At 61.4% G+C, this 26,805-nt stretch carries 26 protein-coding genes and 9 tRNA genes; 18 read left to right on the forward strand and 17 right to left on the reverse strand.

What is annotated here, in order from left to right:
* Nucleotides 1–12: 12 nt before the first annotated feature.
* From hypF to hypA, 3 genes are read right to left on the reverse strand one after another with little or no spacing between them, the layout of a single operon-like run.
* Entirely contained in the window at nucleotides 13–2,319 is a 2,307-nt protein-coding gene (gene hypF, locus JNO51_RS09270; RefSeq protein ID WP_215776351.1) for a carbamoyltransferase HypF, read from the reverse strand.
* The gene (gene hypB / locus JNO51_RS09275) at nucleotides 2,316–3,143 is read right to left on the reverse strand and encodes a hydrogenase nickel incorporation protein HypB (RefSeq protein ID WP_215776352.1); all 828 of its coding nucleotides are present in this window, start codon (nucleotides 3,141–3,143) and stop codon (nucleotides 2,316–2,318) included. The genes hypF and hypB overlap by 4 nt, the downstream gene beginning before the upstream one ends.
* Before the next feature lie 32 nt (nucleotides 3,144–3,175).
* Nucleotides 3,176–3,517, reverse strand: coding sequence for a hydrogenase maturation nickel metallochaperone HypA (gene hypA, locus JNO51_RS09280; protein WP_215776353.1), 342 nt, complete (start codon nucleotides 3,515–3,517; stop codon nucleotides 3,176–3,178).
* Nucleotides 3,518–3,913: 396 nt separating this feature from the next.
* On the opposite strand from hypA, the gene JNO51_RS09285 reads away from it, so the two are divergent.
* From JNO51_RS09285 to fdhD, 4 genes are all read left to right on the forward strand, one after another.
* On the forward strand, nucleotides 3,914–4,450 hold the full coding sequence (locus JNO51_RS09285) for a 4Fe-4S dicluster domain-containing protein (protein WP_215776354.1): 537 nt from the start codon (nucleotides 3,914–3,916) through the stop codon (nucleotides 4,448–4,450).
* A gap of 33 nt (nucleotides 4,451–4,483) precedes the next feature.
* Nucleotides 4,484–6,628 carry a formate dehydrogenase subunit alpha gene (gene fdhF / locus JNO51_RS09290; protein WP_215776355.1) on the forward strand — a complete coding sequence of 715 codons (2,145 nt, stop codon included), beginning with the start codon at nucleotides 4,484–4,486 and terminating at the stop codon, nucleotides 6,626–6,628.
* Between the two features lie 58 nt (nucleotides 6,629–6,686).
* The gene (gene moaA, locus JNO51_RS09295; RefSeq protein ID WP_215782690.1) at nucleotides 6,687–7,676 is read left to right on the forward strand and encodes a GTP 3',8-cyclase MoaA; all 990 of its coding nucleotides are present in this window, start codon (nucleotides 6,687–6,689) and stop codon (nucleotides 7,674–7,676) included.
* Between the two features lie 66 nt (nucleotides 7,677–7,742).
* On the forward strand, nucleotides 7,743–8,543 hold the full coding sequence (gene fdhD, locus JNO51_RS09300) for a formate dehydrogenase accessory sulfurtransferase FdhD (protein ID WP_215776356.1): 801 nt from the start codon (nucleotides 7,743–7,745) through the stop codon (nucleotides 8,541–8,543).
* 19 nt (nucleotides 8,544–8,562) lie between these two features.
* Here fdhD and JNO51_RS09305 read toward each other — a convergent pair whose 3' ends face one another.
* Nucleotides 8,563–8,829, reverse strand: a complete 267-nt coding sequence (locus JNO51_RS09305; protein ID WP_252346040.1) for a metal/formaldehyde-sensitive transcriptional repressor — start codon at nucleotides 8,827–8,829, stop codon at nucleotides 8,563–8,565.
* 605 nt (nucleotides 8,830–9,434) lie between these two features.
* Here JNO51_RS09305 and JNO51_RS17375 point away from each other — a divergent pair.
* Complete coding sequence (locus JNO51_RS17375; RefSeq protein WP_252346041.1) at nucleotides 9,435–9,830, forward strand: DNA-binding transcriptional regulator; 396 nt, start codon at nucleotides 9,435–9,437, stop codon at nucleotides 9,828–9,830.
* Between the two features lie 424 nt (nucleotides 9,831–10,254).
* On the forward strand, nucleotides 10,255–11,646 hold the full coding sequence (locus tag JNO51_RS09315) for a methyl-accepting chemotaxis protein (protein WP_215776359.1): 1,392 nt from the start codon (nucleotides 10,255–10,257) through the stop codon (nucleotides 11,644–11,646).
* A 76-nt stretch (nucleotides 11,647–11,722) separates the two neighbouring features.
* Here JNO51_RS09315 and JNO51_RS09320 read toward each other — a convergent pair whose 3' ends face one another.
* The 4 genes from JNO51_RS09320 to JNO51_RS09335 all read right to left on the reverse strand — a co-directional run bounded on the left by JNO51_RS09320 (nucleotide 11,723) and on the right by JNO51_RS09335 (nucleotide 15,651).
* Nucleotides 11,723–12,727: an ABC transporter ATP-binding protein gene (locus JNO51_RS09320; protein WP_215776361.1), complete on the reverse strand. Its 1,005-nt coding sequence runs from the start codon at nucleotides 12,725–12,727 to the stop codon at nucleotides 11,723–11,725.
* 26 nt (nucleotides 12,728–12,753) lie between these two features.
* Nucleotides 12,754–13,548 carry an ABC transporter permease gene (locus tag JNO51_RS09325; RefSeq protein WP_215776363.1) on the reverse strand — a complete coding sequence of 265 codons (795 nt, stop codon included), beginning with the start codon at nucleotides 13,546–13,548 and terminating at the stop codon, nucleotides 12,754–12,756.
* Complete coding sequence (locus JNO51_RS09330; RefSeq protein ID WP_215776365.1) at nucleotides 13,545–14,456, reverse strand: ABC transporter permease subunit; 912 nt, start codon at nucleotides 14,454–14,456, stop codon at nucleotides 13,545–13,547. The genes JNO51_RS09325 and JNO51_RS09330 overlap by 4 nt, the downstream gene beginning before the upstream one ends.
* Nucleotides 14,457–14,556: 100 nt before the next feature.
* Nucleotides 14,557–15,651 carry an ABC transporter substrate-binding protein gene (locus tag JNO51_RS09335; protein ID WP_215776367.1) on the reverse strand — a complete coding sequence of 365 codons (1,095 nt, stop codon included), beginning with the start codon at nucleotides 15,649–15,651 and terminating at the stop codon, nucleotides 14,557–14,559.
* Between the two features lie 236 nt (nucleotides 15,652–15,887).
* Here JNO51_RS09335 and JNO51_RS09340 point away from each other — a divergent pair, with 236 nt between their 5' ends.
* Nucleotides 15,888–16,331 (forward strand): MarR family winged helix-turn-helix transcriptional regulator, encoded by a 444-nt coding sequence (locus tag JNO51_RS09340; RefSeq protein WP_215776369.1) that lies wholly within the window; start codon nucleotides 15,888–15,890, stop codon nucleotides 16,329–16,331.
* Nucleotides 16,321–17,547, forward strand: coding sequence for a Bcr/CflA family efflux MFS transporter (locus tag JNO51_RS09345; RefSeq protein WP_215776371.1), 1,227 nt, complete (start codon nucleotides 16,321–16,323; stop codon nucleotides 17,545–17,547). Before JNO51_RS09340 ends, JNO51_RS09345 begins: the two co-directional genes overlap by 11 nt.
* Before the next feature lie 46 nt (nucleotides 17,548–17,593).
* On the opposite strand, the gene JNO51_RS09350 is transcribed toward JNO51_RS09345, so the two are convergent.
* From JNO51_RS09350 to JNO51_RS09360, 3 genes are all read right to left on the reverse strand, one after another.
* On the reverse strand, nucleotides 17,594–17,866 hold the full coding sequence (locus JNO51_RS09350) for a hypothetical protein (RefSeq protein WP_215776373.1): 273 nt from the start codon (nucleotides 17,864–17,866) through the stop codon (nucleotides 17,594–17,596).
* Between the two features lie 11 nt (nucleotides 17,867–17,877).
* Nucleotides 17,878–18,747 carry a radical SAM protein gene (locus JNO51_RS09355; protein ID WP_252346042.1) on the reverse strand — a complete coding sequence of 290 codons (870 nt, stop codon included), beginning with the start codon at nucleotides 18,745–18,747 and terminating at the stop codon, nucleotides 17,878–17,880.
* A 218-nt stretch (nucleotides 18,748–18,965) separates the two neighbouring features.
* Nucleotides 18,966–19,050 (reverse strand) — tRNA-Leu (locus tag JNO51_RS09360).
* A 173-nt stretch (nucleotides 19,051–19,223) separates the two neighbouring features.
* Between JNO51_RS09360 and JNO51_RS09365 the strand changes: the two genes are divergently transcribed.
* Nucleotides 19,224–19,913, forward strand: coding sequence for a Bax inhibitor-1 family protein (locus JNO51_RS09365; RefSeq protein ID WP_215776376.1), 690 nt, complete (start codon nucleotides 19,224–19,226; stop codon nucleotides 19,911–19,913).
* Nucleotides 19,914–19,974: 61 nt separating this feature from the next.
* On the opposite strand, the gene tilS is transcribed toward JNO51_RS09365, so the two are convergent.
* Both tilS and JNO51_RS09375 read right to left on the reverse strand, forming a co-directional pair.
* Complete coding sequence (tilS, locus tag JNO51_RS09370) at nucleotides 19,975–21,297, reverse strand: tRNA lysidine(34) synthetase TilS (RefSeq protein ID WP_215776379.1); 1,323 nt, start codon at nucleotides 21,295–21,297, stop codon at nucleotides 19,975–19,977.
* Nucleotides 21,269–22,234: an acetyl-CoA carboxylase carboxyltransferase subunit alpha gene (locus JNO51_RS09375; RefSeq protein ID WP_215776381.1), complete on the reverse strand. Its 966-nt coding sequence runs from the start codon at nucleotides 22,232–22,234 to the stop codon at nucleotides 21,269–21,271. The genes tilS and JNO51_RS09375 overlap by 29 nt, the downstream gene beginning before the upstream one ends.
* A gap of 205 nt (nucleotides 22,235–22,439) precedes the next feature.
* Between JNO51_RS09375 and JNO51_RS09380 the strand changes: the two genes are divergently transcribed.
* From JNO51_RS09380 to JNO51_RS09415, 8 genes are all read left to right on the forward strand, one after another.
* Nucleotides 22,440–22,515, forward strand: a tRNA-Val gene (locus JNO51_RS09380).
* 5 nt (nucleotides 22,516–22,520) lie between these two features.
* Nucleotides 22,521–22,597: transfer RNA gene (locus JNO51_RS09385), tRNA-Asp, on the forward strand.
* Nucleotides 22,598–22,619: 22 nt separating this feature from the next.
* Nucleotides 22,620–22,695, forward strand: a tRNA-Val gene (locus JNO51_RS09390).
* Nucleotides 22,696–22,699: 4 nt separating this feature from the next.
* Nucleotides 22,700–22,776: transfer RNA gene (locus JNO51_RS09395), tRNA-Asp, on the forward strand.
* A 59-nt stretch (nucleotides 22,777–22,835) separates the two neighbouring features.
* Nucleotides 22,836–22,911 (forward strand) — tRNA-Val (locus JNO51_RS09400).
* A 6-nt stretch (nucleotides 22,912–22,917) separates the two neighbouring features.
* A tRNA-Asp gene (locus tag JNO51_RS09405) sits at nucleotides 22,918–22,994 on the forward strand.
* Nucleotides 22,995–23,024: 30 nt separating this feature from the next.
* Nucleotides 23,025–23,100, forward strand: a tRNA-Val gene (locus tag JNO51_RS09410).
* Between the two features lie 6 nt (nucleotides 23,101–23,106).
* Nucleotides 23,107–23,183 (forward strand) — tRNA-Asp (locus JNO51_RS09415).
* Between the two features lie 78 nt (nucleotides 23,184–23,261).
* Here the strand turns inward: JNO51_RS09415 and JNO51_RS09420 are convergent.
* From JNO51_RS09420 to JNO51_RS09435, 4 genes are all read right to left on the reverse strand, one after another.
* On the reverse strand, nucleotides 23,262–23,495 hold the full coding sequence (locus tag JNO51_RS09420; RefSeq protein ID WP_215776384.1) for a hypothetical protein: 234 nt from the start codon (nucleotides 23,493–23,495) through the stop codon (nucleotides 23,262–23,264).
* A 98-nt stretch (nucleotides 23,496–23,593) separates the two neighbouring features.
* Nucleotides 23,594–24,124 carry an NAD(P)H-dependent oxidoreductase gene (locus JNO51_RS09425; RefSeq protein ID WP_215776386.1) on the reverse strand — a complete coding sequence of 177 codons (531 nt, stop codon included), beginning with the start codon at nucleotides 24,122–24,124 and terminating at the stop codon, nucleotides 23,594–23,596.
* A 51-nt stretch (nucleotides 24,125–24,175) separates the two neighbouring features.
* A complete protein-coding gene (locus JNO51_RS09430; RefSeq protein ID WP_215776390.1) occupies nucleotides 24,176–24,472 on the reverse strand; it encodes a DUF1330 domain-containing protein in 297 nt (98 codons plus the stop codon).
* A 32-nt stretch (nucleotides 24,473–24,504) separates the two neighbouring features.
* Entirely contained in the window at nucleotides 24,505–25,662 is a 1,158-nt protein-coding gene (locus tag JNO51_RS09435) for an iron-containing alcohol dehydrogenase (protein ID WP_215776392.1), read from the reverse strand.
* Nucleotides 25,663–25,833: 171 nt separating this feature from the next.
* Between JNO51_RS09435 and JNO51_RS09440 the strand changes: the two genes are divergently transcribed.
* Nucleotides 25,834–26,787, forward strand: coding sequence for a LysR family transcriptional regulator (locus JNO51_RS09440; protein WP_215776395.1), 954 nt, complete (start codon nucleotides 25,834–25,836; stop codon nucleotides 26,785–26,787).
* Nucleotides 26,788–26,805: the final 18 nt, after the last annotated feature.

The following is a 26,805-nucleotide window of genomic DNA, read 5'->3' on the forward strand; positions in this document are numbered from 1 at the left end:
GTTCAACGGGTGTCAGTACACCCGAATGGTTTGATCCAGTTGATGGCGGGCCACCCAGGCCTGCCCGAGCGCCAGTCCGCCGTCGCCCGGCGGCACGGCGCCGGCGCTCAGCATGCGGATGCCGCGCGCTTTCAGGGCATGCTGCAGACCACGGCTCAGCAGCGCATTGAGCATGCAGCCACCGCCACAGGCCACCAGGTGCAGCCCCTGCCGTTCGGCATGCAGTGCCACCCAATCTGCCAGCGCATCCACCAGCACGGTATGAAACAGGGCGGCGCCCTGCCCGGCATCCGGCTCATCGGCCAGTCTCGCCAGCAGCGGCAGCAGATCGAGATGGTCATCCAGCACATACAGGGCACCGGGCGCTGTCACCGGCCCATGACGTTCGGCCAGGCCCTCCAGCAGCATCGCCGCCTGTCCCTCGAAGCGCATCACCGGCTGGACGCCCAAGAGGCCGGCTGCCGCATCGAACCAGCGCCCCATGCTGGTGGTCTGCAGCCCCGGTCGCGCCAGCCATTGCGCCAGTTGTGACGCGCCGGTCTGACCGGCAAAGCGCGTGGCAATCTCGTCGCCACGCCCGAGCATGGCCAGCGCGGCGGCGGCCATGCGCCAGGGCTCGCGCGCCGCCCGGTCGCCCCCCGGCAAGGCAATCGGTCGCAAGTGGCCCAAACGTTCAAACGCGGCACCGTCGACCTTGAGCAGCTCGCCACCCCAGGCTTGGCCGTCACTGCCCAGGCCGACACCATCCAGCGCCAGCCCGAGCACCGGCCGGTCGACCCCGTGTTCAGCCAGCACAGCAGCGATGTGCGCATGGTGATGCTGCACCGCCACCGCCGGCACCTGCCACTGCTGGGCCAGTTGCTGCCCGAGCCGGCTGCCGTGCAGGTCCGGGTGCAGATCATGCGCGACCGCCTGCGGCGTAATCTGCAGCAGATGCAGCAGGTGCCCGACGGCTGCCTCCTGGGCCAGACAGACCGCCACCCGATCCAGGTCGCCGATATGCTGCGACAGAAAGGCCTGATCCTGACGCGTCAGGCACAGCGCATTTTTGTAAAAGCCCCCCATGGCCAGCACCGCCGGACCAACCCGGGCCAGCGGGATACCCAGCGGGGTATAGCCCCGGGCGCGGCGCAGGAATTGTGACTGGCCCTGCTGTTGGCGCAGCACGCTGTCGTCACAGCGCGTGACGATGTCACGGTCGTGCAGCAACACGGCATCGGCCAGCCCGGCCAGTTGCGTCAGCGCCGCCTGATTGTCGATGACCAGCGGCTCGCCATGGGCATTGGCACTGGTCATCACCAGCGTCAGCGGCTGGGCTTGCGACAACCAGTCGGTGCCGTCGGGACGGCCGGCCGCCTCGTGAAACAACAGATAATGCAGTGGGGTATACGGCAGCATCGCCCCCAGCCAGGCCAGCCCGGGGGCGATGCCCGGCAAGGCCAGATCGGCCGCAGTGCGCTTGCGCAGCAACACGATGGGGCGGGCAGACTGTTCGAGCAGCGCCTGATCACCGGGCTGCCAGTCCACCCAGGCATCCAGAGAGGCCGTATTGGCCACCATCAGCGCCAGCGGCTTTTCTTCGCGCTGCTTGCGCAACCGCAGCCGGGCGACGGCATCGGGCTGGCGGGCATCGCAGGCCAGATGAAAACCACCCAGGCCCTTGATGGCCACGATCTTGCCCTGCTGCAGCCAAGCCAGGGTGGTAGCCAGCGGATCGCCCGCCAGAGGCTGGCCCTGCGGGTCCAGCAGCCTCAGGTTTGGCCCACAGTCAGGGCAGGCATTGGGTTCGGCGTGAAAGCGCCGGTGCAGCGGGTCTTCATATTCTTGCTGACAGCGGGCACAAAGCGGGAAAGCCGCCATGCTGGTACCGGCGCGTTCATAGGGCAAATGCCGCACCAGGGTGTAACGCGGACCGCAATCGGTACAGTTGATGAAGGGATAGCGATAGCGACGATTATCAGGATCAAACAGCTCGGCCAGGCAGGCCGGGCAGACCGTGCTGTCCGGCCCGATCTGCGCCATGCGCGCCGGACTGTCGCCATGATTGAGGCGGATGACGAAATCGCGCTCATCCTGCAGCGGCAGTGCATTCACGGCAATCTTGTCGATTCGGGCCATGGGCGGTTTGTCACGCTGCAGGCGCACGGCCAGCTCGGCCAGGGAGGCCGGGCTGCCCTGCGCTTCGAGGGTCACCCCCTCGGTGTCATTGCGCACCCAGCCGGACAGGCCGAGTTCGTGGGCTAGCCGAAACACGAAAGGGCGGAAACCCACGCCCTGCACCACGCCACGCACCACCAGGCGCTGTCGCAGCGGACTCATTGCCCGGCCTGATCCAGCCCCTGGCGCAACCAGTCGAGCCAGGCTTGCCAGCCTTCACCACTGCGAGTGGACAGACAGATCACCGGCAAACCCGGACGGACCTGACGAGCCATCTCGATGGCCGCCTCCACCTTGAAATCGACATAGGGCAGCAGGTCGATCTTGCTCAGAATCATCAGATCGGCGGCACGGAACATATCCGGGTATTTGAGCGGTTTGTCCTCACCCTCGGTGACCGACAGAATGGCGACCTTGTGCGCCTCGCCCAGATCGAAGGCGGCCGGACACACCAGATTGCCGACGTTCTCGATCAGCAACAGGCTGCGCGGTGCCAGGGCCCCCTCCCGATCCAGCTGCAGCAGGGCCTGATCCACCATGCGGGCATCCAGATGACACCCCTTGCCGGTATTGATCTGCACTGCCGGCGCACCGGTGGCGCGAATGCGCTCGGCATCGTTGGCGGTCTGCTGATCGCCTTCGATCACCGCCACCGGGCTTTGCTGCTGCCAGCGGCGGATGGTTTCCACCAGCAGGCTGGTCTTGCCCGAGCCGGGGCTGGAAACCAGGTTGAGGGCAAAGATGCCCTTGCGTTGCAATTGCGCACGGATATGCGCAGCGCGGGCGTCATTGTCGGCCAGAATGTCCTGCTCGATCTTGAGGGTTCGCGCCTGATCCATGCCCGGCGCATGCGCGGCATCCAGCGGCGCCACCTGGCGATAACCGCCGCTGCTCGTCCCCGGCTTGCCTGGCGGGTGGGCATGGCCGCGCGCGGCCTTGCCGTTGATCATGATATGGCCGTGACTGCAGCCGCAGGTGGTACACATGACAAGATCCTTCCTGATGTCGCCTTCCGTTGTCAGGCGACGGCAATCTCCAAAACCTGCATTTCTTCACCGGCCCGGATGTCCAGCTGGAAGCCGCCGCACTGTGGGCAGGGTGCCGCCAGCGCGACCGGTGACACCAGTTGCAAGCAATTCGCGCACCAGGCTTCGGCCGGAGGACGCTCCACCTCATATTCGGCGCCGGCCGCCGGCCCGTCGCGCGCAACCAGCTGACAGCAATACAGCAAGGCATCGGCATCGACATGTGCCAGCGCACCCAGCGCCAGACGCACCCGCGTCACCTTGCTGGCGCCGGCCCGACTGGCGGTTTGCTCAACGATCCGCACCACGCTTTCCGCCAGCATCAGCTCATGCATAAATCCTCCTAGATCTGCTTATATTAACATCTTCGAATATCTGCGCGCAGTGCCGCGCACACGCGGTGTACTGTCGACACTTCGACACTTTTGACGATCCGGCACACGGCACTGACGGTTTCGACACCCGGCGTCGACAAACCCTGCGCCCCGTCAGGCTGGCAACCCAAGAATTTCAACCCGCAGCCCCTGCGTACAAACCCCCGGCAAATCAATGTGCTAAGCCCGTCGCAACCCGAATCGGCCTTGCGCTGGCGCAAATCGCCGCCCCCGGTGACAGCGGCATAATCGAACCTGGCACAACATATGCAACTGACAGTCCCGGGCAATCGCAAATTGCCATCGCACTAGCCCGATTGTTTTGCATCAAGTCCGGAGCCCAAAGGAGGCGGAAACATGAACCGGTTCATCATTGCTGAACCCCAGAATTGCATTGGTTGCCGAACCTGCGAGGTGGCGTGCGCCATGGCGCACCCGGTCGGTGAGGGCACGGAAATGCTGTCCCCGGCCAATTTCAGACCCAGGTTGAAGGTCATCAAGAGCGCGCGGGTCAGTACCCCGGTGCTGTGCCGCCAGTGTGACGATGCCCCCTGTGCCAAAGCCTGTCCGAGCGGCGCCATTGTCCGGCGCGAAGACAGCATTCAGGTACTGCAGGAACGCTGCGTCGGCTGCAAGAGCTGCATGGTGGCCTGCCCCTACGGCGCGATGGATGTCACCACGGTCCCGGCACCCGGCAAGAGTGTCCTGAAGAGCCAGGCCAGCAAGGCGCTGGCGCTCAAGTGCGACCTGTGTATCGATCACCCGGGTGGCCCGGCCTGTATTCCGTCCTGTCCGACCAAGTGCCTGCATCTGGTTGACCAGGCCCGGCTGGAAGCCGCCATGAAGAAACGCCGCGAACAGGCAGCACTGGATGTGCCGCCACTGCCGTTCTGACCGCTCTCACTTTTCCGCTGAAGGAATCGCAACATGAAGAAGGTAATTACCGTTTGTCCGTACTGCGGCTCGGGCTGCAAGCTGAACCTGCTGGTCGATAACGGCAAGGTGGTCGGCGCCGAAGCCGCCAATGGCGTGACCAACGAAGGTGAACTGTGCCTGAAGGGCTATTACGGCTGGGACTTCCTCAACGACACCAAGCTGCTGACCCCGCGTCTGAAGCAACCGATGATTCGCCGCCAGCGTGGCGGCCAGTTCGAAGCCGTCTCCTGGGACGAGGCCATCCAGTTTGCCAGCTCGCGCCTGAAGTCCATCAAGGAACAATACGGCCCTGACGCCATCATGATGACCGGCTCGTCGCGTGGCACCGGCAACGAATCGAACTATGTCGCGCAAAAGTTCGCCCGGGCCGTCATCGGCACCAACAACATCGACTGCTGTGCCCGCGTCTGCCACGGCCCGTCGGTCGCCGGCCTGATGGTCACGCTGGGCAATGGCGCCATGAGTAATTCGATCTGCGAAATCGAAGATACCGACTGCATCCTGGTCTTTGGCTACAACGCCGCCGATTCGCACCCGATCGTGGCGCGCCGCATCCTCAAAGCCAAGGAAAAAGGCGCCAAGATCATTGTCTGCGATCCGCGTTTCATTGAAACCGCTCGTATCGCCGACCTGTACCTGCCACTGAAAAACGGCTCCAACATGGCGCTGGTCAACGCCTTCGCCAATGTGCTGATCCAGGAAGGCCTGTACAACCAGCATTTCGTCGAGCATTACGCCGAAGGCTTCGAGGAATACAAGGCGATGGTCGCCAAGTACACCCCGGAGTACACCGCCGAGATCACCGGCCTGGAACCGGAGCTGGTGCGCAAGGCCATGCGCATGTATGCCAGGTCGGCCACCGCCACCATCCTGTGGGGCATGGGCGTGACCCAGTGGGGTCAGGCCGTCGACGTGGTCAAGGGGCTGTCCAGCCTGGCCACCATCACTGGCAACCTGGCCCGCCCGAATGTCGGCGTCGGCCCGGTCCGCGGTCAGAACAATGTCCAGGGCGCCTGTGACATGGGGGCCCTGCCCAACACCCTGCCCGGCTATTACAGCGTGACCGATGCCGAGGCACGCGAGCGTTTCGCCAAGGCATGGGGGGTGCCGAGCCTGCCGGCCGAGAAGGGCTACAGTCTGACCGAGGTGCCGCACCTGATCGAGGAAGGCAAGCTCAAGGCCTACTACATCTTCGGCGAAGATCCGCTGCAGACCGAGCCGGACCTGGGCGTGATGCGCAAGGCCTTTGCCAAGCTGGACCTGATCATCGTTCAGGACATCTTCATGACCAAGACCGCCATGATGGCCGATGTCATTTTGCCGGCCACCTCGTGGGGCGAGCATGAGAACGTCTTCTCCAGTGCCGACCGCGGCTTCCAGCGCTGCTACAAGGCCGTGGACGCCCCGGGCGACGTCAAGGACGACTGGGAGATCCACAGCCTGATGGCCACCGCCATGGGCTATCCGATGCACTACAACAATGCCCGGGAAATCTGGGACGAGTTGCGCGGCCTGTGCCATCTGTACACCGGCGCCACCTACGAGAAGATGGCGGATCTGGGCTATGTGCAATGGCCCTGCCCGACGGAGGACCACCCCGGCACACCGTGGCTGTACGAAGGCAACAAGTTCGACACCCCGAGCGGCAAAGCGCTGCTGTTTGCCGCCGAATGGCGTGCGCCGCTGGAAAAGGTCGATGCCGACTATCCGCTCGGCCTGTGCACGGTGCGTGAAGTGGGGCACTACTCTTGCCGCTCGATGACCGGTAACTGCGCCGCGCTGCAAACCCTGGCCGACGAACCGGGCTTTGTCCAGATCCACCCGGACGATGCCAAGACCTACGGCATCCAGGATCAGTCTCTGGTCTGGGTTTCCTCGCGCCGCGGCAAGGTCATCACCCGAGCCAACCTGAACCCGCGTGTCAATGCGGGGGCGGTCTACATGACCTATCAGTGGTGGATCGGTGCCTGCAACGAACTGACCGCCGAGCATCTGGACCCGATCTCGAAGACGCCGGAGTACAAATACAGCGCCGTCAAGGTCGAAGCCATTGCCGACCAGGCATGGGCCGAGCAGCATGTGCATGAGACCTACAGCAAGATGAAGGCCGACATGCGCCAGGCGGCCCTGAACTAGCCGCAAGCCGCCCCCGGCCGCGCCGGGGGCGTTTTACAGATTCAGCAAGAAGCTCATGATGCGTGATATTGCCCCTTTGCAGGATCGTTTTGGCCGCCGGATCGATTACCTGCGCCTGTCGCTGACTGATCGCTGCGATCTGCGCTGCAGCTATTGCCGGCCGCACGCCTTTGACGGCTACAGCGAACCGGAGAACTGGCTGAGCTTTGAGGAAATCACCCGTGTCGTCGCCGCCTTTGCCCGCATGGGCGCAGGCCGCATCCGACTGACCGGCGGCGAACCGCTGCTGCGTCGCAATCTGGTGCAGCTGGTCGGGCAACTGTCTGCCCTGCCCGGCGTGCACGATCTCTCGCTGTCGACCAATGCCACCCAGCTGGCCAAACATGCCACGGCACTCAAGGCCGCCGGCCTGGCACGCATCAATGTCAGCCTGGATTCGCTGGATCGCGCCTGTGTGCGCGAGGTCTCCGGTCGCGACAGTCTGGACGCCGTGATGGCCGGCATCATGGCCGGCAAGGCCGCCGGACTGACGCCGATCAAACTGAATATGGTCGCCATGCGCGGCGTCAATGAACATGAAATCACCCGCATGGCCGCCTTCTGCCTGGAACACGGCTTCATCCTGCGCCTGATCGAAGCCATGCCGGTCGGCGACAGCGGACGCAACACCGCCTATCTGTCGCTGGACGAGGTGCGCCCGGTCCTGGTCGAACGTTTCGGGCTCACGCCCTCGTCGGCCGAGCTCGGCGGCGGGCCGGCACGTTATTGGGAAACCGCCGACGGTCGTGGCCGCATTGGTTTCATCACGCCGATTTCGCAGCACTTCTGCGCCACCTGCAATCGGGTTCGCCTGTCGGTGGACGGTACGCTCTATCTGTGCCTGGGGCAGGAAGAACGCTTCGAATTGCGCCCGCTGCTGCGCGCCGGCATCGATGATGCCGGCCTGGAAGCCGCCATCCGCCAGGCGGTGGAACTCAAGCCGCACAGCCATGATTTTGTCGCTGCACCGCAGAAGATCATGCGCTTCATGTCGCAGACTGGCGGCTGAGACAGGCTTGTGAGTCATCCGGCATCTCCGTACACTGCCGGACAGCCCTTCACGGAAAGATCATTCATGCCGCAAGAGACCCCGACCCGGTCCGGCCATGGCCGCGTCACCGTTCAGCGCCACCGCCATGGCGCAGTGCAGATCGTCACGGACAGCGTGGCAGAAGAATGCCCGGTCGCCCTGGTCTTCAACGGCATCTCCCACGCCGTGATGATGGCCACACCGGCCGATCTCGACTGTTTTGCCCTGGGTTTCGCCCTGTCGGAAGGCATCATTGCCGAGGCCAGCGCCATCCGTGACATGGAAGTCATCCATCACGCACAAAGCGCCGAAGTGCAAATGGAACTGGCCAGCGCAGACTTCATGGCGCTGAAGGCCCAGCGGCGCGCGCTGGCGGGACGCACCGGCTGTGGTGTCTGCGGGATTGAAAGCATCGAATTACTGGATCTGGAACCGGAAGTCATCCGGGTCGACACCCCGGCCCCCGAGGTCAGCGAAGCCATGATCGGCCAGATCCTCGCCGCGCTGCCGACGCATCAGCCGCTGATGCAGGCCACTGGCTGCGCACATGGCGCAGCCTGGTGCTCGCGCACAGGAAAAATCATCCGGGTCTTCGAGGATGTCGGTCGTCACAATGCGCTGGACAAACTGCTGGGCTGGATGGCGCGCGAGCAGATCGCCCCCGACAGCGGCCTGGTCTTTCTCACCAGCCGCGCCAGTTACGAACTGGTGCGCAAGGCGGCGCGACGCAATATCCCGCTGATTGCCACCATCTCGGCCCCCACGTCTCTGGCCATCGACATTGCCCGCAAAGCCGGCATTCGCCTGCTGAGTTTTTGCCGCAGCAATGGCTTTGTCGTTTACTGAGCCGCAGCAGCAAGCGCCGTCATTTCAGATAAGCGTGCAGCACACGGGACACCTGCGCCATGTCCTGCTCGCGCTTTTCCTCCGTACTTCCCCCATCCATCAGATGGGTGCGCATATAGCCATCCAGCACTTCTGCCATCAGGCCATTGACGGCGCCGCGGACTGCCGCCAGTTGCTGTAGCACAAGATGACAGTCGGTCTGCTGCAGCAGCGCGGCCTCCAGAGCCTGCGCCTGACCGATGATGCGCCGCACGCGAGTCAAAACGGCACGGTTGTTGTGGGGCATGTGTGTCATTTCGTTCTTTGTTGAGCATCGATACCTGCCCTGCAAACCAGGCATCACCCGCCACCCGGACATCATGCCAATAGCAGGCAATCATCCATAAGATACTGGTGAAAATTCCGAAATTCAGGGTTTTATCGTCTCACCTCAACCCATTTCAAGCAATAAATTCAAAAGACATATTTGACCTCAAACAAGCAACCATCAGGGGCGGTTTGCTGGGGCAGGTAAATATGAGAAGTCCATGATTCATTTAATAAAGTAAGACTTATCTTAAACTACTTGTCGTTGCATTCCCTTTTCTCATGCCCTATGTACAATCCCTCATGTAAGTAGCGTGAACCGGGACAGATTAATCCGTCAGAGGCGAATGAAAACACTCAGATCGCCATGACATGTTCCTTGTCGATGACACTGAACTTTTGTGCAAGCGCTGCCTCAATGTGACAGCGCCATGACAAACGCACTTGCCCATCGCCAGATTGCCACGGCACGGGCTTGACGATTCCCCGTTCTGAAAAATTGCGGGCAGACCGCCACGGGATTCGGCTCGGCTGCAATTAAACTTTTTGTTATTTCTGTTTAAATTATATATAGAGGTATTGATCATGCTTAGCAAAGAAGTCAATTTCGATCCGCGTGAAATGCGTCGCCGCCTTGACCTGAACCAGCAGGAATTCTGGTCCGCCGTCGGCGTGACGCAGTCGGGTGGTTCGCGCTACGAGCAGGACCGCCGCATTCCCAAGCCGGTCATGGAACTGCTGCGACTGCGCTATCAACTCGGCATCAAGCTGGAAGACATCACCGAGCAGAATGCCACCATGATTCGCGCCATTACTGAGGGCCATCTGGATACCGGCACGCTGAAACAGCAGCTGGATCGCATCCAGCGCGTCATCAAGGCCAGCCAGCAACTGGCCTACAGTGCCTCCGAGCTGTCCGGCGCCGCCGAAGCCGTGCTGAGTGACCGCGAAAAGCAAGCGATGAGCCCCTGCCTGGGCTGATCATGCCCCTCACGGGAGTCCGGCACCGCCCGGACTCCCGTGCACCACCTCTCCCGGGTGTGACGGGGGCAAGAAACCGACACTTTTGTCGCCAATCTGCCCCAAATGGGGGGCTGCCGGTTGATCCAGACCAAACCTTTGCCGGTTTAATACTGTCATTTCCCTTCGCCTGTGCAATATTCCACCAATATCAAGTTTTACTGTTAGAGCACATCTCAGCGCCACCCCCTTCCGGTCGACGTCGGCAAGTACCGCGCACTCAGTGGCACACCGCCAGGCATTGCCCCGGTTGACAATATGGCATCTGAGTATGCACTCTTGCGCCTACTTGATCGGTCCGGGCCCTTTTTTCCCGGCCAGCACAGTACCCACAGGCACAGAAAATTATTTTCAGGCCGCGCAAGAACGGCCGGGAGCGAAGTACATGTTTGTCTCAGCGCGTAAACTGACCCAGTTTCTCAAACCGCTGTCGGAAGCCACCCGTGACGGCGTCGACCTGACGGTCACGCTCGATGATCGTGGCAGTCTTGGCTGGATTGCCCAACTGATCAAAGGTCTGATCAATCGCTTCCACGGCGCATTGATCAAAATCGCCGGCACCGCCATCCGCCTGTCGCAACAGGCACCGGAGCTGGCCAAGCTCTCCCGCCTGCTGGAAGAACGCTCGCGTGCCCAGCAAAGCAATGCGGAGAACATTTCCACCGCCAGCCGCATTCTGGCCGAGACCGTCGACTCGATCACCACCAGCGCCAGCGAGGCCTCGGCATTTTCCCGCCAGGTGGCCGAAGCGGCCGAAAGCGCCAACAGCAATGACCTGTTGAGCCGCAAGCAGATTCAGGCGATCGGCGACAGCACCAGCGCACTGGAGCAGCAGATGGCGCTGCTGAAAGACAGCTCGGCGTCGATCAGCGAAGTGGTGGAACTCATCAAGAACATCGCCGACCGCACCCGTCTCTTGTCGCTCAATGCGGCCATCGAGGCCGCCCGCGCCGGCGAACAGGGCCGCGGCTTTGCCGTGGTGGCGGACGAAGTCCGCAAGCTGGCTGACCAGACCATGTCGGCCACCCAGAATGTCGAGGAGTTGCTGGCCACCATTCAGGAACAGGTCAGCACCTCCAGCGAAACCATGGTGGCCATGTCGCAGCAGGTACACACCGGCATCACCGTCTCGCAGGCCGCCGGCGCCTCGATTGAGGCCGCCTCGCGCGACATCAACACCCTGATTGAGCATGTACGTGTCATCGCTGAAGCCAGCAGCTCGCAGAACGAGAAAGTTCACGCCATTACGGCGCAAATCGGCGAAGTCGTGGAAAGCACCCAGCAACAACTGGTCGATGCCCGCGAACTGGCCTCACGTGCCACCCAGGTCAGCGAACAGTGCGATGTTCTGCTGACGGAAGTCGGTGAATTCCGCTTTACCGGTCACAAGCGCATGCGGCAGGTGGTGGAAGAGGAAATCGCCAAGTGGCAGCTGACCCGCCTGGACCCGGATGACCTGGATCGCAAGCTGGTCGGACTCTACCAGCGCGAGACCACCTTCGAAATGCTGTGCATCACCGATGTCAGCGGGCGCCAGATCAGCTCTGACGTGGAATCGGGCCAGGTCAACCCGGATGGCCGCAAGAACAACTGGAGCGATCGTCGCTGGTTCCAGGAGCCGGTGCGGCAACGTCGCCTGTTCGTCTCCGACCTGTACCGTTCGGTCGACACCAACCAGTACTGCTTCACCATCGGCACGCCACTGTTTGACCCGCAGGGCCAACTGCTGGGCGTGATGAGCGCCGACGTCCGCTTCAATCACATTGTCGGGCAGTAATCCACGGGCTCAGGAATAAAAAAGACCGGCGGGCGCGATGCGCCGGCCGGTCTTTTTTTCGCTGCAAATGCGGCGCTCAGCGCACCACGCGCATATCGTTCTGATCGATCTGCAGGCGGACCGAGGTGCCGATCGGCATCAGATCGGCAGCATTACGGTTCAGACGATCCACCAGCAACTGCACGCCACGACTCTCCACCTGATAGCGGATGACGCCACCGAGCAACTGGTGGCGGCGAATCACCCCTTCAAACATACCCAACTCGTGACTGCCGGCCGCCAGAACGTGAATCGACTCCGGACGGATGGCCATATGACCTTCGATCTGCAAGCCGAGCAACTGATGCGTCTCTTCCGCCTTGAGCAGGTTGTAGTTGCCCATGAAGCGCGCAACGAATTCGGTCGCCGGCTGGGTGTAGATCTCCTCTGCCGAGCCATGCTGCTCTACCCTGCCCTGATTCATCACATAGATGCGATCCGACATGGTCAGGGCCTCTTCCTGATCATGCGTCACGAAGACCGTGGTCAGCTGCAGGCGGCGCTGAATGTCCCGGATCTGCTCGCGCAGATTCTTGCGGATGCGCGCATCCAGCGCAGACAGCGGCTCGTCCAGCAGCAGAATCTTCGGTTCCACCACCAGCGCACGCGCCAGGGCCACGCGCTGGCGCTGGCCACCCGACAGCTCGTGCGGATAACGGGCTTCCTTGCCGGTCAACTCGACCAGCTTCATGACTTCGGCCACCTTGCTGGCGATTTCGCGCCCGGGCAACTTGCGCACCTTCAGGCCGAAGCCGATGTTCTGCTCGACATTCAGGTTGGGAAACAGCGCGTAATTCTGGAAGACGATACCGATACCGCGCTTTTGCGGCGACTGATGGGTAATCTCCTGCCCGGCAACGTGAATCGACCCCTGATTCGGATTCTCGAAGCCGGCAATCATACGCAACACGGTGGTCTTGCCGCAGCCGGACGGGCCGAGGAAGGTGACGAACTCGCCGCGCTCGATGGACATATTGATGTCATGCACCACGGCATGGTCGCCAAAGCTTTTGTTGAGTTGCTTGATATCCAGAAAAGCCATATTTGTTCCAATCAATATTCAGTCACTCAGACCGCTTTGCGTCTGGCACGGCCATTGCGGGCAAAAACCTGGATCAGCCCCATCGAGGCCCAGGTCACCAGAAAGGCGATGATCGCCAGCGCCGATGGCTCATAGGCCCGATTGGCGCCGATCAACTGCAGATAAGGACCAAAAGCCGGCCGGTTGAGCAGGCTGGCCATGGTGAACTCACCAATCACCACCGCAAAAGTCAGGAAGGCACCGGAGAGGATGGCCGACTTGACGTTGGGAAAGATCACTTGCAGCAGGATTTCGCCCCAGCTGGCACCCAGACTCTGCGCCGCTTCGGTCAGGCCACGCACATCCACCGCGCGCAGACCGGTATCGATGGATCGGTACAGATAGGGCAAGGACAACGTGACGTAGCTGGCCATCAGCAGAAAATCCGTGCTGCGCTCATGAGCGGTCAGCGGCAGCCAGGAACTGCTGTTGTACATCTTGAGATAGCCGAACACGATGACGATGGCGGGAATCACCAGCGGCAACAGGGTGATGAATTCAATCAAGCCACGCAGCTTCGGCAGCTTGAGCTGAATCCAGTAAGCCGTCGGCACCACCAGCACGATGCCGGTCACGATGGTCAGCAGCGCCATCATGGTGGAGTAGCTGAAGGTCGCCTGGAACTGCGGATCGGTCAGCACCACCTTGTAGGCATCGAAACTCAGGGCATCGCGACGCATCTTCAGACTGAACAGGAAGGTTGCCAGCAGCGGCAGCAAGAAATAGGCACTGCCGATGATCATGGCCACCCAGGCGCCAAGACGGGAAGAATGGCGACTCATGCCTGCCCCCTTTCCGCGCGGCTGCGCAGCCAGATATAGCCCGCATTGGACAGCCCGGTCACCACGATCATGCCCAGCGCCAGGGCATAGCCCAGGTTCTGGTCATGCAGCACATCGCCGCGAATCTGGGCGAACAGCAGGATCGGCACGATGTTGAGCGAACTGCCGGTCAGCGCATAGGCCGTCGCCACGGCGCCGAAGGCATTGGCAAACAACAGCAGCGCCGAGCCCATAATGCTCGGAAACAGGATGGGCAGCGCGACATGCCACCAGAAATACCAGCTGCTGCCGCCCAGACTCTCGCAGGCCTCGCGCCATTCGGCCTTCATGCCGTCGATGGCCGGCGCAATGATCAGCACCATCAGCGGGATCTGGAAGTAGAGATAAGTCAGCGTCAGACCGGTAAAGCTCAGAATGCTGAAGCCGGTGCCATACAGGTCAAAGCCGAGGTAGCTGCGCAGCAGGGCCGTCAGCAGGCCGATTCGCCCCAGCGTCGCCAGAAAGGCAAAGGCCAGCGGCACCCCGGCAAAATTGGAGGCCACCCCGGAAAAGGTCATCAGGGTCGGACGTACCCAGGCCGGCAACCCACCCTGGATGGCCGCCAGTGCCAGCAACAAACCAATCAGCGCCCCGCCGAAGGCGGATACGAAGCTGACCTTGAAGCTGACCCAGTAGGCCCCCAGGATGTCGTCGGTAAACAGCCGGGCAATATTATTCAGGGTGAAGTGTCCCTGGGCATCCTGAAACGCGCCGATCATCAGCTGCATGGTCGGCAGGATCAGGAACAGCAGGGCAAAAATCAGGAAGGGCGCGACACCGAGCCAGGTCAGGGCCTGACCGGCGTGACGCCGCGGAGCCGGGCCGGCGTGCAGCACGGCGGGCTCTTTGACAGTTTCCGTAATAGCCATCGGTTTTCTTTGCATGGTGTCTTGCTAGGTCTGCATGCCGTGCCGGGTGGCACAGCCTGGCCGCCATGGCGAACCATGGCGGCTTGCGGCTGAACAGCGATTACTTGACGTTACTGCCGACCACGCCATCCCACTGCTTGGTGATGGTGGCCTTGTAGGTTTCCTGATCCTTCAGGCTCGGGAACACAGCCTTCTTGTACAGCGCCGGGTTCGGCAGCTTGGCCAGCAGATCAGCCGGCACCTTCTTCTTGGCAGCCAGATCATTGAAGCGGATCGGGTGGCAATAGCCCTTCAGCCAGCCGATCTGGCCGGCATCAGAGTACAGGTACTCCATCCACAGCTTGGCGGCGTTCGGGTGCGGGGCATACTTGCTGATGGCCTGAACATACACACCGGCCAGCACGCCACTCTTCGGCACCACAACTTGAACGTTCGGGTTGCCCTTCAGAGTGTCGCGATCGGCCAGGGCGTTGTAGTCCCAGCGAATGATGATCGGGGTGGTGCCTTGTGCCAGCGAAGCGGCCTTGCCAATCACCGGAACGAAATTGCCGCTCTTGTTCAGTTGGGCAAAGAACTTCAGACCGGCTTCGGCAGCCTTGGCCGGATCCTTGGCGCCAGAAGCCAGACCAGCGGCATACACGCCGGAAATCGCCTGATTGGCCACGCGCGGATCACCGGCCAGCGCCACGGCATTGCTGTATGCCGGCTTCTGCAGATCCTTCCAGTCAGTCGGTACTTGCTTGATCAGATCAGTGTTGACCTCGAAAGCCAGCACACCGTAGTAGTCGCCATACCAGTAGCCTTCGGCATCCTTGGCTTCGTTCGGAATAGTGTTCCAGGTCGAGACCTTGTAGGGCTGGATTAGACCAGCTTCTTTGGCTTGCGGGCCAAAGGACAGGCCGACGTCAATGACGTCCGGTGCCTGCGGACCCATATTGCCCTTGTTGGCTTTGATGGCTTCGATTTCGTCGCCCGAGCCGGCATCCGGGTTCAGTTCGTTGATCTTGATGCCGTATTTGGCGCTGAAGTCGGCCAGCATGGCGCCATAACCGCACCAGTCATGCGGCAGGCCGATGGTGGTCAGTTGGCCTTCCTTCTTGGCGGCCTTGATCAGGGCGTCCAGATTTGCAGCCTGAACGGAAGTAGCAACACTCAGAGCACCCAGTACTGCACAAGCAAGCAGATTACGTTTCATGCGTTTCTCACCCTCTGGAATAGTCCACGACAAACAAGCGCGAGGATAAACAGGCAAAATGACAGACCGATGCCACTTTTATGACAAATGTGTTGCAGTAGTAGACATAGAAGACGCGCCCGACAAATGCAAGCCATGACGTCGGTTCGGGAGCCGATGCGTCGCACCCGACATTGAATTGACATAGTCAACTGTTGATATATACAATAATTGAACTAGTCAATTCAGGGGCCCTCATGCTCAATCGCCTCGGCCATCATCTGGCCCACATCGTCAACCTCAAGCGTCGTCTGCTGGATCAGCAATTACAGACCACCGGCATCACCCGCTCGCAACGGCAGATCCTGCTGATGTTGAATCAGGCCGGCGACTGCACGCAAAAGCACCTGCTCGGTCAACTGGACATGGATCCGGGTCAGCTGGCGCGCACGCTGGAAGGACTGGAAAAAGAGGGGCATATCACGCGTCGCCCGTGGCAGGCCAATCGTCGCTGCCTGTTTGTGGAGATGACCGCAAAGTGTCGAGAAACCCTGATGCCGACCCTGCTGGCAGCCATCGATCGCGTGGATGGCCTGCTGTTTGCCGGATTCAGTGAAGAGGAGCAAGCCCTCCTGCAGGACATGCTGAGCCGGATGCAGCACAATCTGCAGCATCAGGCAGGAGACGTCGATGGACTTTGATCCCCACGTTCTGCCAGAGGCCAGACTCAAACGCCTGTTGCTGGTTTTGCTGCTGCTGATGCCCTTGTTCGGCATGGCGGTGGATCTGATCTCCCCCTCCCTGCCGGCCATGGCCACTGAACTGGGCGAGCCGGACAGTGCCATCAAGAACCTGATCAGCCTCTACCTGCTCGGCTATGCGCTGGGCAACTTCTTTTCCGGCTTCCTGACCGATGCCTGGGGACGGCGCAAGCTGCTGCTGGGTGGCCTGCTGGGCTTCGTGCTGATCAGCCTGCTGCCGATCTGGCTGCCCACCCTGCCCGCACTGCTGGCCACCCGTTTGATACAGGGCCTGATGGTCGGCACCATCTCGGTCGTTGCCCGCTCGGTCTTTCCGGATGTCCTGGCGCCACAGGAACTGGTGCGCATGGGGGTGATTACCGGCAGCATGTTCGGTCTGGGGCCCATCATTGGTCCGGTGCTCGGCGGCTATCTGCAAGTCTATGCCGGCTGGCAGGCCTGCTTCGTGTTCTTTGCCGCCTCGATGGCCGTGATGGCCCTGCTGGTGGCCTGGCATGTACCGGAAACCCATTTCCGGCGCCATGCACTGAATCTGCCGACGATCCGCCAGAATTTGCGCGAGGTGCTGCAACACCGTCAGTTCATGGGCATGGTCATTCTGATGGGGGCGATCTACTCGATGAGCATTGCCTTCAATACCGTCGGCCCCTTCATCATCCAGAGCCGGTGGCACTACTCACCGATCGTGTTCGGGCACATCGCCTTCGGCCTGGGCTGCGTATTCCTGCTGGCTACCTTCTTGTGCCGCTGGCTGGTGGCGCGGTCCCCGGTCGCCCGCGTCCAGCAGGGTATGACCCGGCTGCTGCTGGCCGTCACCGCCACCGGACTGATCCTCGGTCAGTGCTGGCCAGACAGCCTGACCCTGCTGTGCGGCATCAGCGCCCTGATGTTTTTCAGCCAGGGCATGCTGTTCCCGATGTCGATGGGACGCGGACTGGCACTGTTCCGGCACATTGCCGGCACCGCCACCGCCCTGATGTTCCTGATTAATATCCTGATGACCAGCCTGACTTCGTTTGTGCTGAGTCTGCTGGCCGTTCATGACGCGCCGTCGCTGCTGGCGGTTTATCTGATCCTGGCGCTGATCTGTTTCACGGCCAACCGCTGGCTGATTCAGCCGGCACAACCACCCCGCGCCGCGGACAGCGTCGCGTGACAAGACACGGGCAGCGACAGTCAATCGCCGCTGCCCTGTCCGCACTTCAGCGATCGCCGTAGACAAACCACATCGAGTCGAAATACTCGGCAAATTCCTCTGCCCCGCGCGTCACCACGGCACGACAGGCACCCGCCTTGCGCGCCTGCGCCATATGCGTTTCGACAAAGTAGCGCGCCTCTTCAAAGGTGGCGAATACGCCCTTTGGGCCGACGGCCTTGTCCAGCGCCAGTGACCGGCCGACAACTTTCACCGGGGTGCGAAAGCCAATCACATATTTGTCGCTCAAATCCCCCTGCGGGGTGCGCTGCTTGTTCAATTTATTCCCCATCAATCGTAGCGTTCCACCCGAATACCCTGTGCCTGAATACGTGCCGCCAGCTGCTGCATCCAGGCCGGCGTCACCGCCGAGACCGTACGTCCCTCCTCCAGCATCGGCGGGCGCGCCAGGCCATACAGCAGAACCCCGCGAATGCCTTTCAGCGAGGCCAGCAGGTTCAGATAATCCGTCACAGCCGGCTCATCGGGCGGCGCTCCGTCCAGACAACACATGCAGGTCTGCACCCAGACACTGCAGCAGGCCGCTGCACGCTCGATCTTGCTGCGCATTTGTTCGGGCGTCTGGCGTACCTGATTAACCTCCCGCACCCCGGCCTCGCTGCCGCGGTCAATCTTGACCCAGGCCTCGCCGCCGGCCGCCCCCAGCTCACGCAGGGCCGCCTGCACCGCGGGGCGGTGCAGCATGCTGCCATTGGTGATCACCACCAGCCGGATTTTGCCCGCCAGACCAAACGCCTCGACCTGACGCAACACCGCCTGGATCACCTGAGGAAACTGCTTGCTCAGGGTCGGCTCACCATTGCCTGCCAGGGCGATATCCCGCAACTGGCGCATCGCGGCCGGCACATGCTGCTGCATGAAGTTGCCGTGCAGAATCTCGGTAAGCAAGGCGGCCAGCTCGCGCTCCAGCTGAACCACATCGGTCGCTTCCGGTGCGCCGCGCTGCAAACCAGCTACCTGACAGTATCGGCACCGCCAGTTACAGGCATTGTTCAGATTGAGATTGACGCCGACCGACACCCCGCCGGCACGACGGGAAACCACCGGATAGACATATTGAAAGCCGCTCAGGACCTGATTATGGTCCGTCGGGGAGAGTAATTTGCCCGGTGCCATCACCGGCGTTTGTCGAGCACTCATAAAGGGGCGGATCGGATCATGAATCGCTACAAAAACAGAAGATCACGGGTCACTCACCCGCAGAAACGATGTTAAAACCTTTCCGCTCGCGCGACCAATCCCGAATCAGCATCAACTGATATGGCGCAAGTGGTGCCGGATTATTGTCAGCGGGGAGAAAAACGGGAGGACACGACTGATGGCCCGCGGGGACGCGGGTTGTTACCGGATAAATCATGTGGTGCGAGCGGAGAGACTCGAACTCTCACGCCTTGCGGCGCTGGAACCTAAATCCAGTGCGTCTACCAATTCCGCCACGCTCGCCAAACCCATGCAAAGCGACTAAGATCCATCGCTTCGGGAAGGAGCGCAATAGTACCCGAAGCCCCGCCCTGCGGCAAGACGGGAAAATGTGCTCTTGAAAGAAACCAAATTCGATGCAATATGTCTATGTACATGCTGCAAGCAATATTTATAACTCTTGGGAGAAATCCGCTATGCACCCGAACCTTCAAACGGCATACAGCTCGACCTTGGCCGACTCGCGCCAAAAGGTTCTGCGCAATACCTATGCCCTGCTTGGCCTGTCGATGATTCCTTGCGTGATCGGCGCACTGATCGGCACCAATATGAGCTTCATGTTCCTGCGTACCAGCCCGATCATGGGCATGATCCTGATGCTGGTCGCCATTTACGGCCTGATGTTCGCCATCGAGAAGAACCGCTACTCCCCGGTGGGCGCCTATCTGATGTTCGCCTTCACCTTCATGATGGGTTTGCTGCTCGGACCGTTGCTGCAGGTCGCCCTGCACCTCAAGAACGGCGGCAGCCTGGTGATGATCGCCGGCGGTGCCACGTCGCTAATTTTCCTGGTGATGGCCAGCATCGGCGCCACCACCAAGCGTGATCTGTCCGGCCTGGGCAGCTTCCTGACCGCAGGTGCCATCGTGCTGATGATCTGCATGATTGCCAATATCTTCCTGCAACTGCCGGTATTCAGCCTGGTCATTGCCGGTGGCTTCGCGCTGTTCAGCTCGCTGATGATCATGTTCCAGGTCAAGCAGGTAGTGGATGGTGGTGAAACCAGCTACATCTCGGCTGCGCTGACCATCTTCGTCATGATCTACAACCTGTTTACCAGCCTGCTGCAGATCCTGATCGCCCTGAGCGGCAACAACCGCAATTAAGCGGCAGCCGCCACCATGGAAAACGCCCCGCATGCGGGGCGTTTTTTCATGGCTGGAACGATCACTCTGGCAGCCAGACCGGCCACTGCCCCGCTTCGCCGCGACAATCAGTGGCTACCGCCACTGACGGAATCGCCGCCAGACGACCATCGGCCAGATACAGCAAGGGCCAGCGCTCGCGCAGCAGGGGCGGAATACCCGCTTCCTGCAGCAGCGTCTTGACCGGCTTGTTGCCGACGGCCTGCGGTAAACGCTCCCCGCCGCGACGCGGCCGCAAGGAAAACCCACCCAGCAACAGCTGGTGCGCCACCCCCTGCTCATGATCGATCAGCTGCAACCGCCCCCCCACAAAGGCTTCCGGCCCGACAGCAGGCAGATAGCGTGCCCGCTGCTCGTCTGGCAGCGCCATGGCAGTCGACGCGACCGCCCAGACCTGATCCCGATAGCGGAACAAGGTTTTGCCCGACAGCCGCAAGGCGGGGTGGCGATCCTCACCGGCCTGCAGCAACTGCTGGCGAAAACTCTCCACCCCATCGGGGGACGCGTCGCCGGCCTGCAGCTGAGCCATCCAGCGCACCAGCAACTGCCGCTGACGCGCCGCACTCAGGGCGGCAAAGCGCGGCAACAGCAGGCGCCCCTGCTGCAGGCAGGCGGCCAGATCCTGCGTCGCCACCTCATCCAGAATCTCTGCTGCCTGCGCCATCAACTGCACCGTACGCTGCAGGTGCTGGCGGTAATCCGGTTGTGCCGCGGCAATCAGCGGCAAGATGTCATGGCGCAGCAGATTACGCCGCCAGCGGGTATCGGCATTGCTCTCGTCGGTCACCCAGGAGAGCGCACGCGCGGCGGCATACTGTTCCAGCTCGCCGCGCGTCCAGCCCAGCAAGGGCCGCCAGAGATGCACCCGCTCATCCAGTGCGCGCCAGACCGGCATGGCTGCCAGCGCATGGGGGCCACCGCCACGCAGCAACTGCAGCAAGACCGTCTCCGACTGATCATCCAGATGATGCGCCAGCGCCACCACGCCTGCCGACGTGCGGGCATAGACCCGGTAACGCTCACGCCGTGCGACGGCCTCCAGACTTTCCCCGCCTTCCGGCCGCACCGAGACACGCTCGATGCGCAGGGGAATCTGGCGTGCGGCACACCATCCGGCACAGTGCTGCGCCCAGGCATCCGCATGGGGGCTCAGCCCGTGGTGTACATGCACGGCGGACAAATGAAAATGGCGCTGCTCACGGCAGCGCCACAACACATCGAGCAGCACCATCGAATCCAGGCCGCCCGACAGCCCCGCCTCGACCGACTGGCCAGCCAGCTCGGCCGGCCAGGCCGCCAACAAGGGCATCAGCAGATCAGGCTGCTTCTTCCTTGAATCGTCCATAGCTCATCAGGCGATCGAAACGGGTCTTGAGCAGATCGTCGAGCGTACGGCCATTCAGATCCTTCAGCTGTTCGACCAGCGCGCGCTTCATGCTGCTCATGGTCTGGGCATGGTCACGATGGGCGCCGCCCAGCGGCTCATTGATGACGCGATCCACCAGACCGAGCGTCTTGAGACGGTGGGCGGTAATGCCCAGCGCCTCTGCCGCGTCCGATGCACGCTCGGCGGTCTTCCACAGAATCGACGCACAACCCTCCGGCGAAATCACCGAATAGGTCGAATATTGCAGCATGTTCAGGTAATCACTCACGGCAATCGCCAGCGCCCCGCCGGAGCCACCCTCGCCAATCACGGTCGAGATGATCGGCACACGCAGCTTGGACATTTCGTACAAATTGCGACCGATCGCCTCACTCTGACCGCGCTCTTCCGCGTCAATCCCCGGATAGGCACCCGGCGTATCGACGAAGGTAATCACCGGCAGGCCGAACTTCTCCGCCAGCTTCATCAGGCGCAATGCCTTGCGATAGCCTTCGGGACGCGGCATGCCGAAATTGCGATACAGCTTTTCCTTGGTATCGCGCCCCTTCTGCTGGCCGATCACCATCACCGACTGGCCATTGAAACGGGCCATGCCGCCGACAATGGCGGGATCATCGGCAAAGGAGCGGTCGCCATGCAGCTCGCTGAAATCGGTAAACAGGGCACCGATATAGTCGAGCGTGTAAGGACGCTGCGGGTGACGTGCCACCTGCGAGATCTGCCAGGGCGTCAGTTTGCTGTAGAGCGTCTTGGTCAGTTCCTGGCTTTTCTTTTGCAGGCGCGAGATTTCTTCGGAGATGTCCAGCACCGAATCGTCCTGGACAAAACGCAATTCTTCAATCTTGTTCTCGAGCTCGGCGATCGGTTGCTCAAAATCGAGAAAGGTCGGTTTCATTCGTTACATCGTCCGCATTATGGGGAATCGGCAAATGATACATGGGGAGATTGGCCTCGTCATCTTTTCTGTCCGACAAAATTCACCCCGCCAGTATGTTTAAAGGAATCGGCCAAAAGCATAAAGTTTTTTGGATTATCCTCTTGCGCAAATATTTCCCGTATGTTTTAATTCGCCTCCTGCCAAGCAACGACGGGCATTAGAAGGGCGTTTAGCTCAGTTGGTAGAGCGTCTGCCTTACAAGCAGAATGTCGGCGGTTCGACTCCGTCAACGCCCACCAAGTCCGGAGCGGTAGTTCAGTTGGTTAGAATACCGGCCTGTCACGCCGGGGGTCGCGGGTTCGAGTCCCGTCCGCTCCGCCAACGTTGCAAAGCATAAAGTTTCGGGCGTTTAGCTCAGTTGGTAGAGCGTCTGCCTTACAAGCAGAATGTCGGCGGTTCGACTCCGTCAACGCCCACCAGGTTGGAGCGGTAGTTCAGTTGGTTAGAATACCGGCCTGTCACGCCGGGGGTCGCGGGTTCGAGTCCCGTCCGCTCCGCCAACCTGCACCATACAGAATAGATCGTTGGCTGATGGCACCATCAGCAACCGGAAGTTTCCGGGCGTTTAGCTCAGTTGGTAGAGCGTCTGCCTTACAAGCAGAATGTCGGCGGTTCGACTCCGTCAACGCCCACCAGGGTTTGGAGCGGTAGTTCAGTTGGTTAGAATACCGGCCTGTCACGCCGGGGGTCGCGGGTTCGAGTCCCGTCCGCTCCGCCAACCCGATCATTCAGCCGAATTCAGAAATTCGGGCGTTTAGCTCAGTTGGTAGAGCGTCTGCCTTACAAGCAGAATGTCGGCGGTTCGACTCCGTCAACGCCCACCAGAGTTCGGAGCGGTAGTTCAGTTGGTTAGAATACCGGCCTGTCACGCCGGGGGTCGCGGGTTCGAGTCCCGTCCGCTCCGCCAGCATCAAGCAAAAGGCTTGTAAAATCGTCGCAGACGACTTTACAAGCCTTTTTGCCATTCAGCCCGCCCCCTGCCGGATCAGGCGTAATCGTCGAGATGCCCCTGATCCGCCGCACAAGACGTCGCATCCACTTCACTGCCTGCCGGCGCACTGGCACCGGACCGCTGCCGGGCTTTTCTGGCACTCAGCCGCCTGGAAAACGCCAGCCATGTGCGCAAGGCACCATATCCAGGATGGCGCGGCACCGACACCGGGGTGAGTGCGCGCACCCCCTGCACGGGCTGAACCGGACCAATGGGATCATCAATCATCTGTCGCTCCCTGCGGGTGGTGAATACAAAAACAAAGCGGCAGACCCGGCGTATCCCCGAACCTGCCGCTCATTTGACTGACCCGTCCAGGCATCAGATCACTGCGAACCGGCCAGACGAGCGGCAAACGCCTCGCCAAACCCCTGCAGCGTCTCCAGACTGGCCCCCATGGCCTCATGGAAGGCCAGCGGTTGCAGATATCGCATGCCGACATACAAGGCACTGGCCTTCATCGGCGTCAGCACCTCGTCCATCGTGCTCTGCACCAGCCCCTGGGACGAATAGGTATATTCGCTGGCCCCCGCCGAGACCACCACCAGCATTTCCTTGTGACGCAGCGCATCACCGCCGGGGCCGAAGGCCCAGCCATAGGACCACACCTTGTTCAGATAAGCCTTGAGCATCGGCGTGAGATTGAACCAGTGGATCGGGAACAGATACACCACACGATCCACCCCTTCATGCGCCTTCTGTTCGGCAGCCAGATCAAACGCCTCGGTATCATGACCATACAGCGATTCCAGATTGCGCACCGTCACCCCCGGCACACTGGCAGCGACTTGCTGCAAGGTCTTGATGACGCTGGATTGCTCGGGATAGGGGTGAGACACAATGACCAGAGTTTTCATTTCAGTCAGCTTTCAAAAAATGGGTAAGTAAAAGATGGTCACCTGCCGGGTTCAGGCCTCACCCTGCACCAGATAGGCATGACTCTCGGACGAAGCCAGACGATGACCGATGATGGCCTGGTAGGCCGGCGAGTCGTGCCAGGCATGTGCCTGCGCCATACTGGGGAAACGCACGATCACCACCAGCCCGTTTGGCCCCTGACCTTCCAGCACATCGAGCGCCCCGCCATACACCAGACGCTCGCCCCCAAAGGGTTTGATCGTTTCGGCAACACGCGCCTGATAGGGCTTCATACCCTCCGGATCGGTGACTTTTACATCAATGACAAAATACGCAGCTTGAGACATGAGCAGATTCCTTGTTGACGGGATAATGCGTTTCACAGACTGGCCAGATACACCTGACGGCTCAGCGCCAGCGTGACATCCCCCTGCTCGCCCAGGCCAACCATGCCGTGCGCCTGCAGGGCTGCGACCAAGGCATCGATGTCCTGCTCGCCGATGCCATAGTCGGAAAGACGCGTGCCGATACCGAGACGCTCAAAGAAAGCACGGGTCTTGAGGATGGCCTGTTCGATGCGATCCTCCTCACTGCCCTCGGTCAGGTGCCAGACACGCTCGGCGTACTGCAAAAGCTTGCCGCGCTTGGCCTCACGCCGCAGATCGAGCATCGAAGGCAGCAGGACCGCCAGCGTCTGGGCATGGTCCAGACCATGCAGGGCGGTCAGCTCATGACCAACCAGATGCGTCGCCCAGTCCTGCGGCACACCACTGGCGATCAAGCCATTGAGTGCCATCGCGGCCGCCCACATCAGATTGGCCCGACTGTCGTAATCGGCGGGCTCATGCACCACTTTGGGCCCGATCTCGATCAAGGTCTGCAACAGTCCCTCGGCAAAACGGTCCTGCACCCGGGCATCCACCGGATAGGTCAGGTACTGCTCCATCACATGGGTAAAGGCATCCACCACCCCGTTGGCCAGTTGACGGGCCGGCAGGGTATACGTCTTGGTCGGATCCAGAATCGAGAACTGCGGAAACACCCAGGGCGAATGAAAGAAGGCCTTGGTCTGCGTGGCGCGGCGAGTCACCACCGCAGCGGCATTCATCTCCGAACCGGTCGCCGACAGCGTCAGCACCACACCCAGCGGCAAAGCGCGCTGCACCGCCGAGCCCACGCTCGACAGGATTTGCCACGGGTCGCCCTCAAACTGGGCCGCGGCAGCGACAAACTTGCTACCGTCGATCACCGAGCCACCTCCCACCGCCAGCAGAAAATCGATGCGCTCGGCACGCACCAGCATCACCGCCTCCATCAGGGTTTCGAAGGTCGGATTCGGCTCAATACCGCCAAATTCAAAGCAGGTCCGCTGACCCAGCGCAGTGCGCACCTCGCCCAGCGTCCCGTTGCGCTCGGCACTCTGACCGCCATACAACACCAGCACACGGGCATCCAGCGGCACATGCTGGTCAAGCGCCGCCATCGTGCCCTGGCCAAACACGATGCGAGTGGGATTATGAAAAGTAAAATTCAACATGACGCTTCTCCTCTGGACCTCACACAGGAGGTCGATGCCATTTCGATGACGCTATTCTAGGCGTCGGCATTCATGAAGATAATGCGTCAGATGGTTGACGATTCAATAACTCAAGGTTGACAATAAAAACACAGACCATCCCGCATTTGGACCCTTTCAAGACCGCCGCTCATGGACTCATCTCAACGTGTACGTGCCATCTTGTCCTTCGTGCAGGCCAGCGATGCCGGCAGCTTCGCCGCCGCCGCGAGGCAGCTCGGCATCTCGTCCGCCGCCGTCAGCAAAAACATTGCCGGCCTTGAAAAGGCGCTGGGCGTACGCCTGATGAACCGCACTACCCGCACCCTGAACCTGACCGAAGAGGGCGAAGCCTTCCTGCGCCAGGCGCGCATCGCCATCGAGGCACTGGAACAAGCCACCGATGCCGTCATCGCCCACCGCGCCGCCCCCTCGGGTCGCGTGCGCCTCTCCACCAGTGCCGGCTTCGGGCGCGAGCAACTGGCCCCCACCCTGCCCGGCCTGCTGGCGGCCTATCCCGGCCTGTCGGTCGAGGTCGATTTCGATGACCATGTGATCGATCTGGTGCGCGACGGCTACGACCTGGCCCTGCGCGGCGGCCGCATCGCCGACTCCTCACTGGTGGCACGCCCGATCTGCCAGTTCAATATGGTGCTGGTCGCCTCACCGGCCTACCTCGACCAATACGGGGTTCCCGCACAACCCGAGGATCTGCGCCAGCACCGCCTGATCACCCGACGTTTTCTCGGCGGCCGCGTGTCGCCCTGGCAATTTCAGACCGGCGACGGCAGCATCACCACCCTCAACACCGAAGCCGCCGTCCTGACCCTGTCCTCCCCCGAGACCATCACCCAGCTGGCCGTCGACGGCGCCGGCATTGCCGAAATCGGCGTGCATCACGCCTGGCATCACCTGCAGACGGGCCGGCTCAAGGTCCTGTTGCTCAAGGCCCACCACCCCGGCCAGTTCGAAATGACCCTGCAGTACCCGCACCGCGCCCTGGTCGCGCCACGGGTAAAGGTGACGGTGGAATACCTGCTGGAAGCCTTCGCCCGGCGTGAAGAATTGCACGTCAAGCCGGCGGCGCTCCGGGCGTTCGAGGCCTGAAATCGGAGACGGGCAACC

The sequence above is a fragment of the Paludibacterium sp. B53371 genome, from assembly GCF_018802765.1.
Lineage (GTDB): Bacteria > Pseudomonadota > Gammaproteobacteria > Burkholderiales > Chromobacteriaceae > Paludibacterium.

Bases quoted from the DNA above. Each gene is read 5' to 3' on its own strand.
- JNO51_RS09375 (WP_215776381.1), bottom strand. From the start codon at position 22,234: ATGAAACCGACCTTTCTCGATTTTGAGCAACCGATCGCCGAGCTCGAG.
- hypA (WP_215776353.1), bottom strand. From the start codon at position 3,517: ATGCATGAGCTGATGCTGGCGGAAAGCGTGGTGCGGATCGTTGAGCAA.
- JNO51_RS09425 (WP_215776386.1), bottom strand. From the start codon at position 24,124: ATGAAAACTCTGGTCATTGTGTCTCACCCCTATCCCGAGCAATCCAGC.
- JNO51_RS09285 (WP_215776354.1), top strand. From the start codon at position 3,914: ATGAACCGGTTCATCATTGCTGAACCCCAGAATTGCATTGGTTGCCGA.
- JNO51_RS17375 (WP_252346041.1), top strand. From the start codon at position 9,435: ATGCTTAGCAAAGAAGTCAATTTCGATCCGCGTGAAATGCGTCGCCGC.
- hypF (WP_215776351.1), bottom strand. From the start codon at position 2,319: ATGAGTCCGCTGCGACAGCGCCTGGTGGTGCGTGGCGTGGTGCAGGGC.
- JNO51_RS09340 (WP_215776369.1), top strand. From the start codon at position 15,888: ATGCTCAATCGCCTCGGCCATCATCTGGCCCACATCGTCAACCTCAAG.
- moaA (WP_215782690.1), top strand. From the start codon at position 6,687: ATGCGTGATATTGCCCCTTTGCAGGATCGTTTTGGCCGCCGGATCGAT.
- JNO51_RS09435 (WP_215776392.1), bottom strand. From the start codon at position 25,662: ATGTTGAATTTTACTTTTCATAATCCCACTCGCATCGTGTTTGGCCAG.
- JNO51_RS09325 (WP_215776363.1), bottom strand. From the start codon at position 13,548: ATGAGTCGCCATTCTTCCCGTCTTGGCGCCTGGGTGGCCATGATCATC.
- JNO51_RS09330 (WP_215776365.1), bottom strand. From the start codon at position 14,456: ATGGCTATTACGGAAACTGTCAAAGAGCCCGCCGTGCTGCACGCCGGC.
- JNO51_RS09440 (WP_215776395.1), top strand. From the start codon at position 25,834: ATGGACTCATCTCAACGTGTACGTGCCATCTTGTCCTTCGTGCAGGCC.
- hypB (WP_215776352.1), bottom strand. From the start codon at position 3,143: ATGTGTACCACCTGCGGCTGCAGTCACGGCCATATCATGATCAACGGC.
- tilS (WP_215776379.1), bottom strand. From the start codon at position 21,297: ATGGACGATTCAAGGAAGAAGCAGCCTGATCTGCTGATGCCCTTGTTG.
- JNO51_RS09315 (WP_215776359.1), top strand. From the start codon at position 10,255: ATGTTTGTCTCAGCGCGTAAACTGACCCAGTTTCTCAAACCGCTGTCG.
- JNO51_RS09430 (WP_215776390.1), bottom strand. From the start codon at position 24,472: ATGTCTCAAGCTGCGTATTTTGTCATTGATGTAAAAGTCACCGATCCG.
- fdhF (WP_215776355.1), top strand. From the start codon at position 4,484: ATGAAGAAGGTAATTACCGTTTGTCCGTACTGCGGCTCGGGCTGCAAG.
- fdhD (WP_215776356.1), top strand. From the start codon at position 7,743: ATGCCGCAAGAGACCCCGACCCGGTCCGGCCATGGCCGCGTCACCGTT.
- JNO51_RS09335 (WP_215776367.1), bottom strand. From the start codon at position 15,651: ATGAAACGTAATCTGCTTGCTTGTGCAGTACTGGGTGCTCTGAGTGTT.
- JNO51_RS09320 (WP_215776361.1), bottom strand. From the start codon at position 12,727: ATGGCTTTTCTGGATATCAAGCAACTCAACAAAAGCTTTGGCGACCAT.
- JNO51_RS09305 (WP_252346040.1), bottom strand. From the start codon at position 8,829: ATGCCCCACAACAACCGTGCCGTTTTGACTCGCGTGCGGCGCATCATC.
- JNO51_RS09365 (WP_215776376.1), top strand. From the start codon at position 19,224: ATGCACCCGAACCTTCAAACGGCATACAGCTCGACCTTGGCCGACTCG.
- JNO51_RS09420 (WP_215776384.1), bottom strand. From the start codon at position 23,495: ATGATTGATGATCCCATTGGTCCGGTTCAGCCCGTGCAGGGGGTGCGC.
- JNO51_RS09345 (WP_215776371.1), top strand. From the start codon at position 16,321: ATGGACTTTGATCCCCACGTTCTGCCAGAGGCCAGACTCAAACGCCTG.
- JNO51_RS09355 (WP_252346042.1), bottom strand. From the start codon at position 18,747: ATGAGTGCTCGACAAACGCCGGTGATGGCACCGGGCAAATTACTCTCC.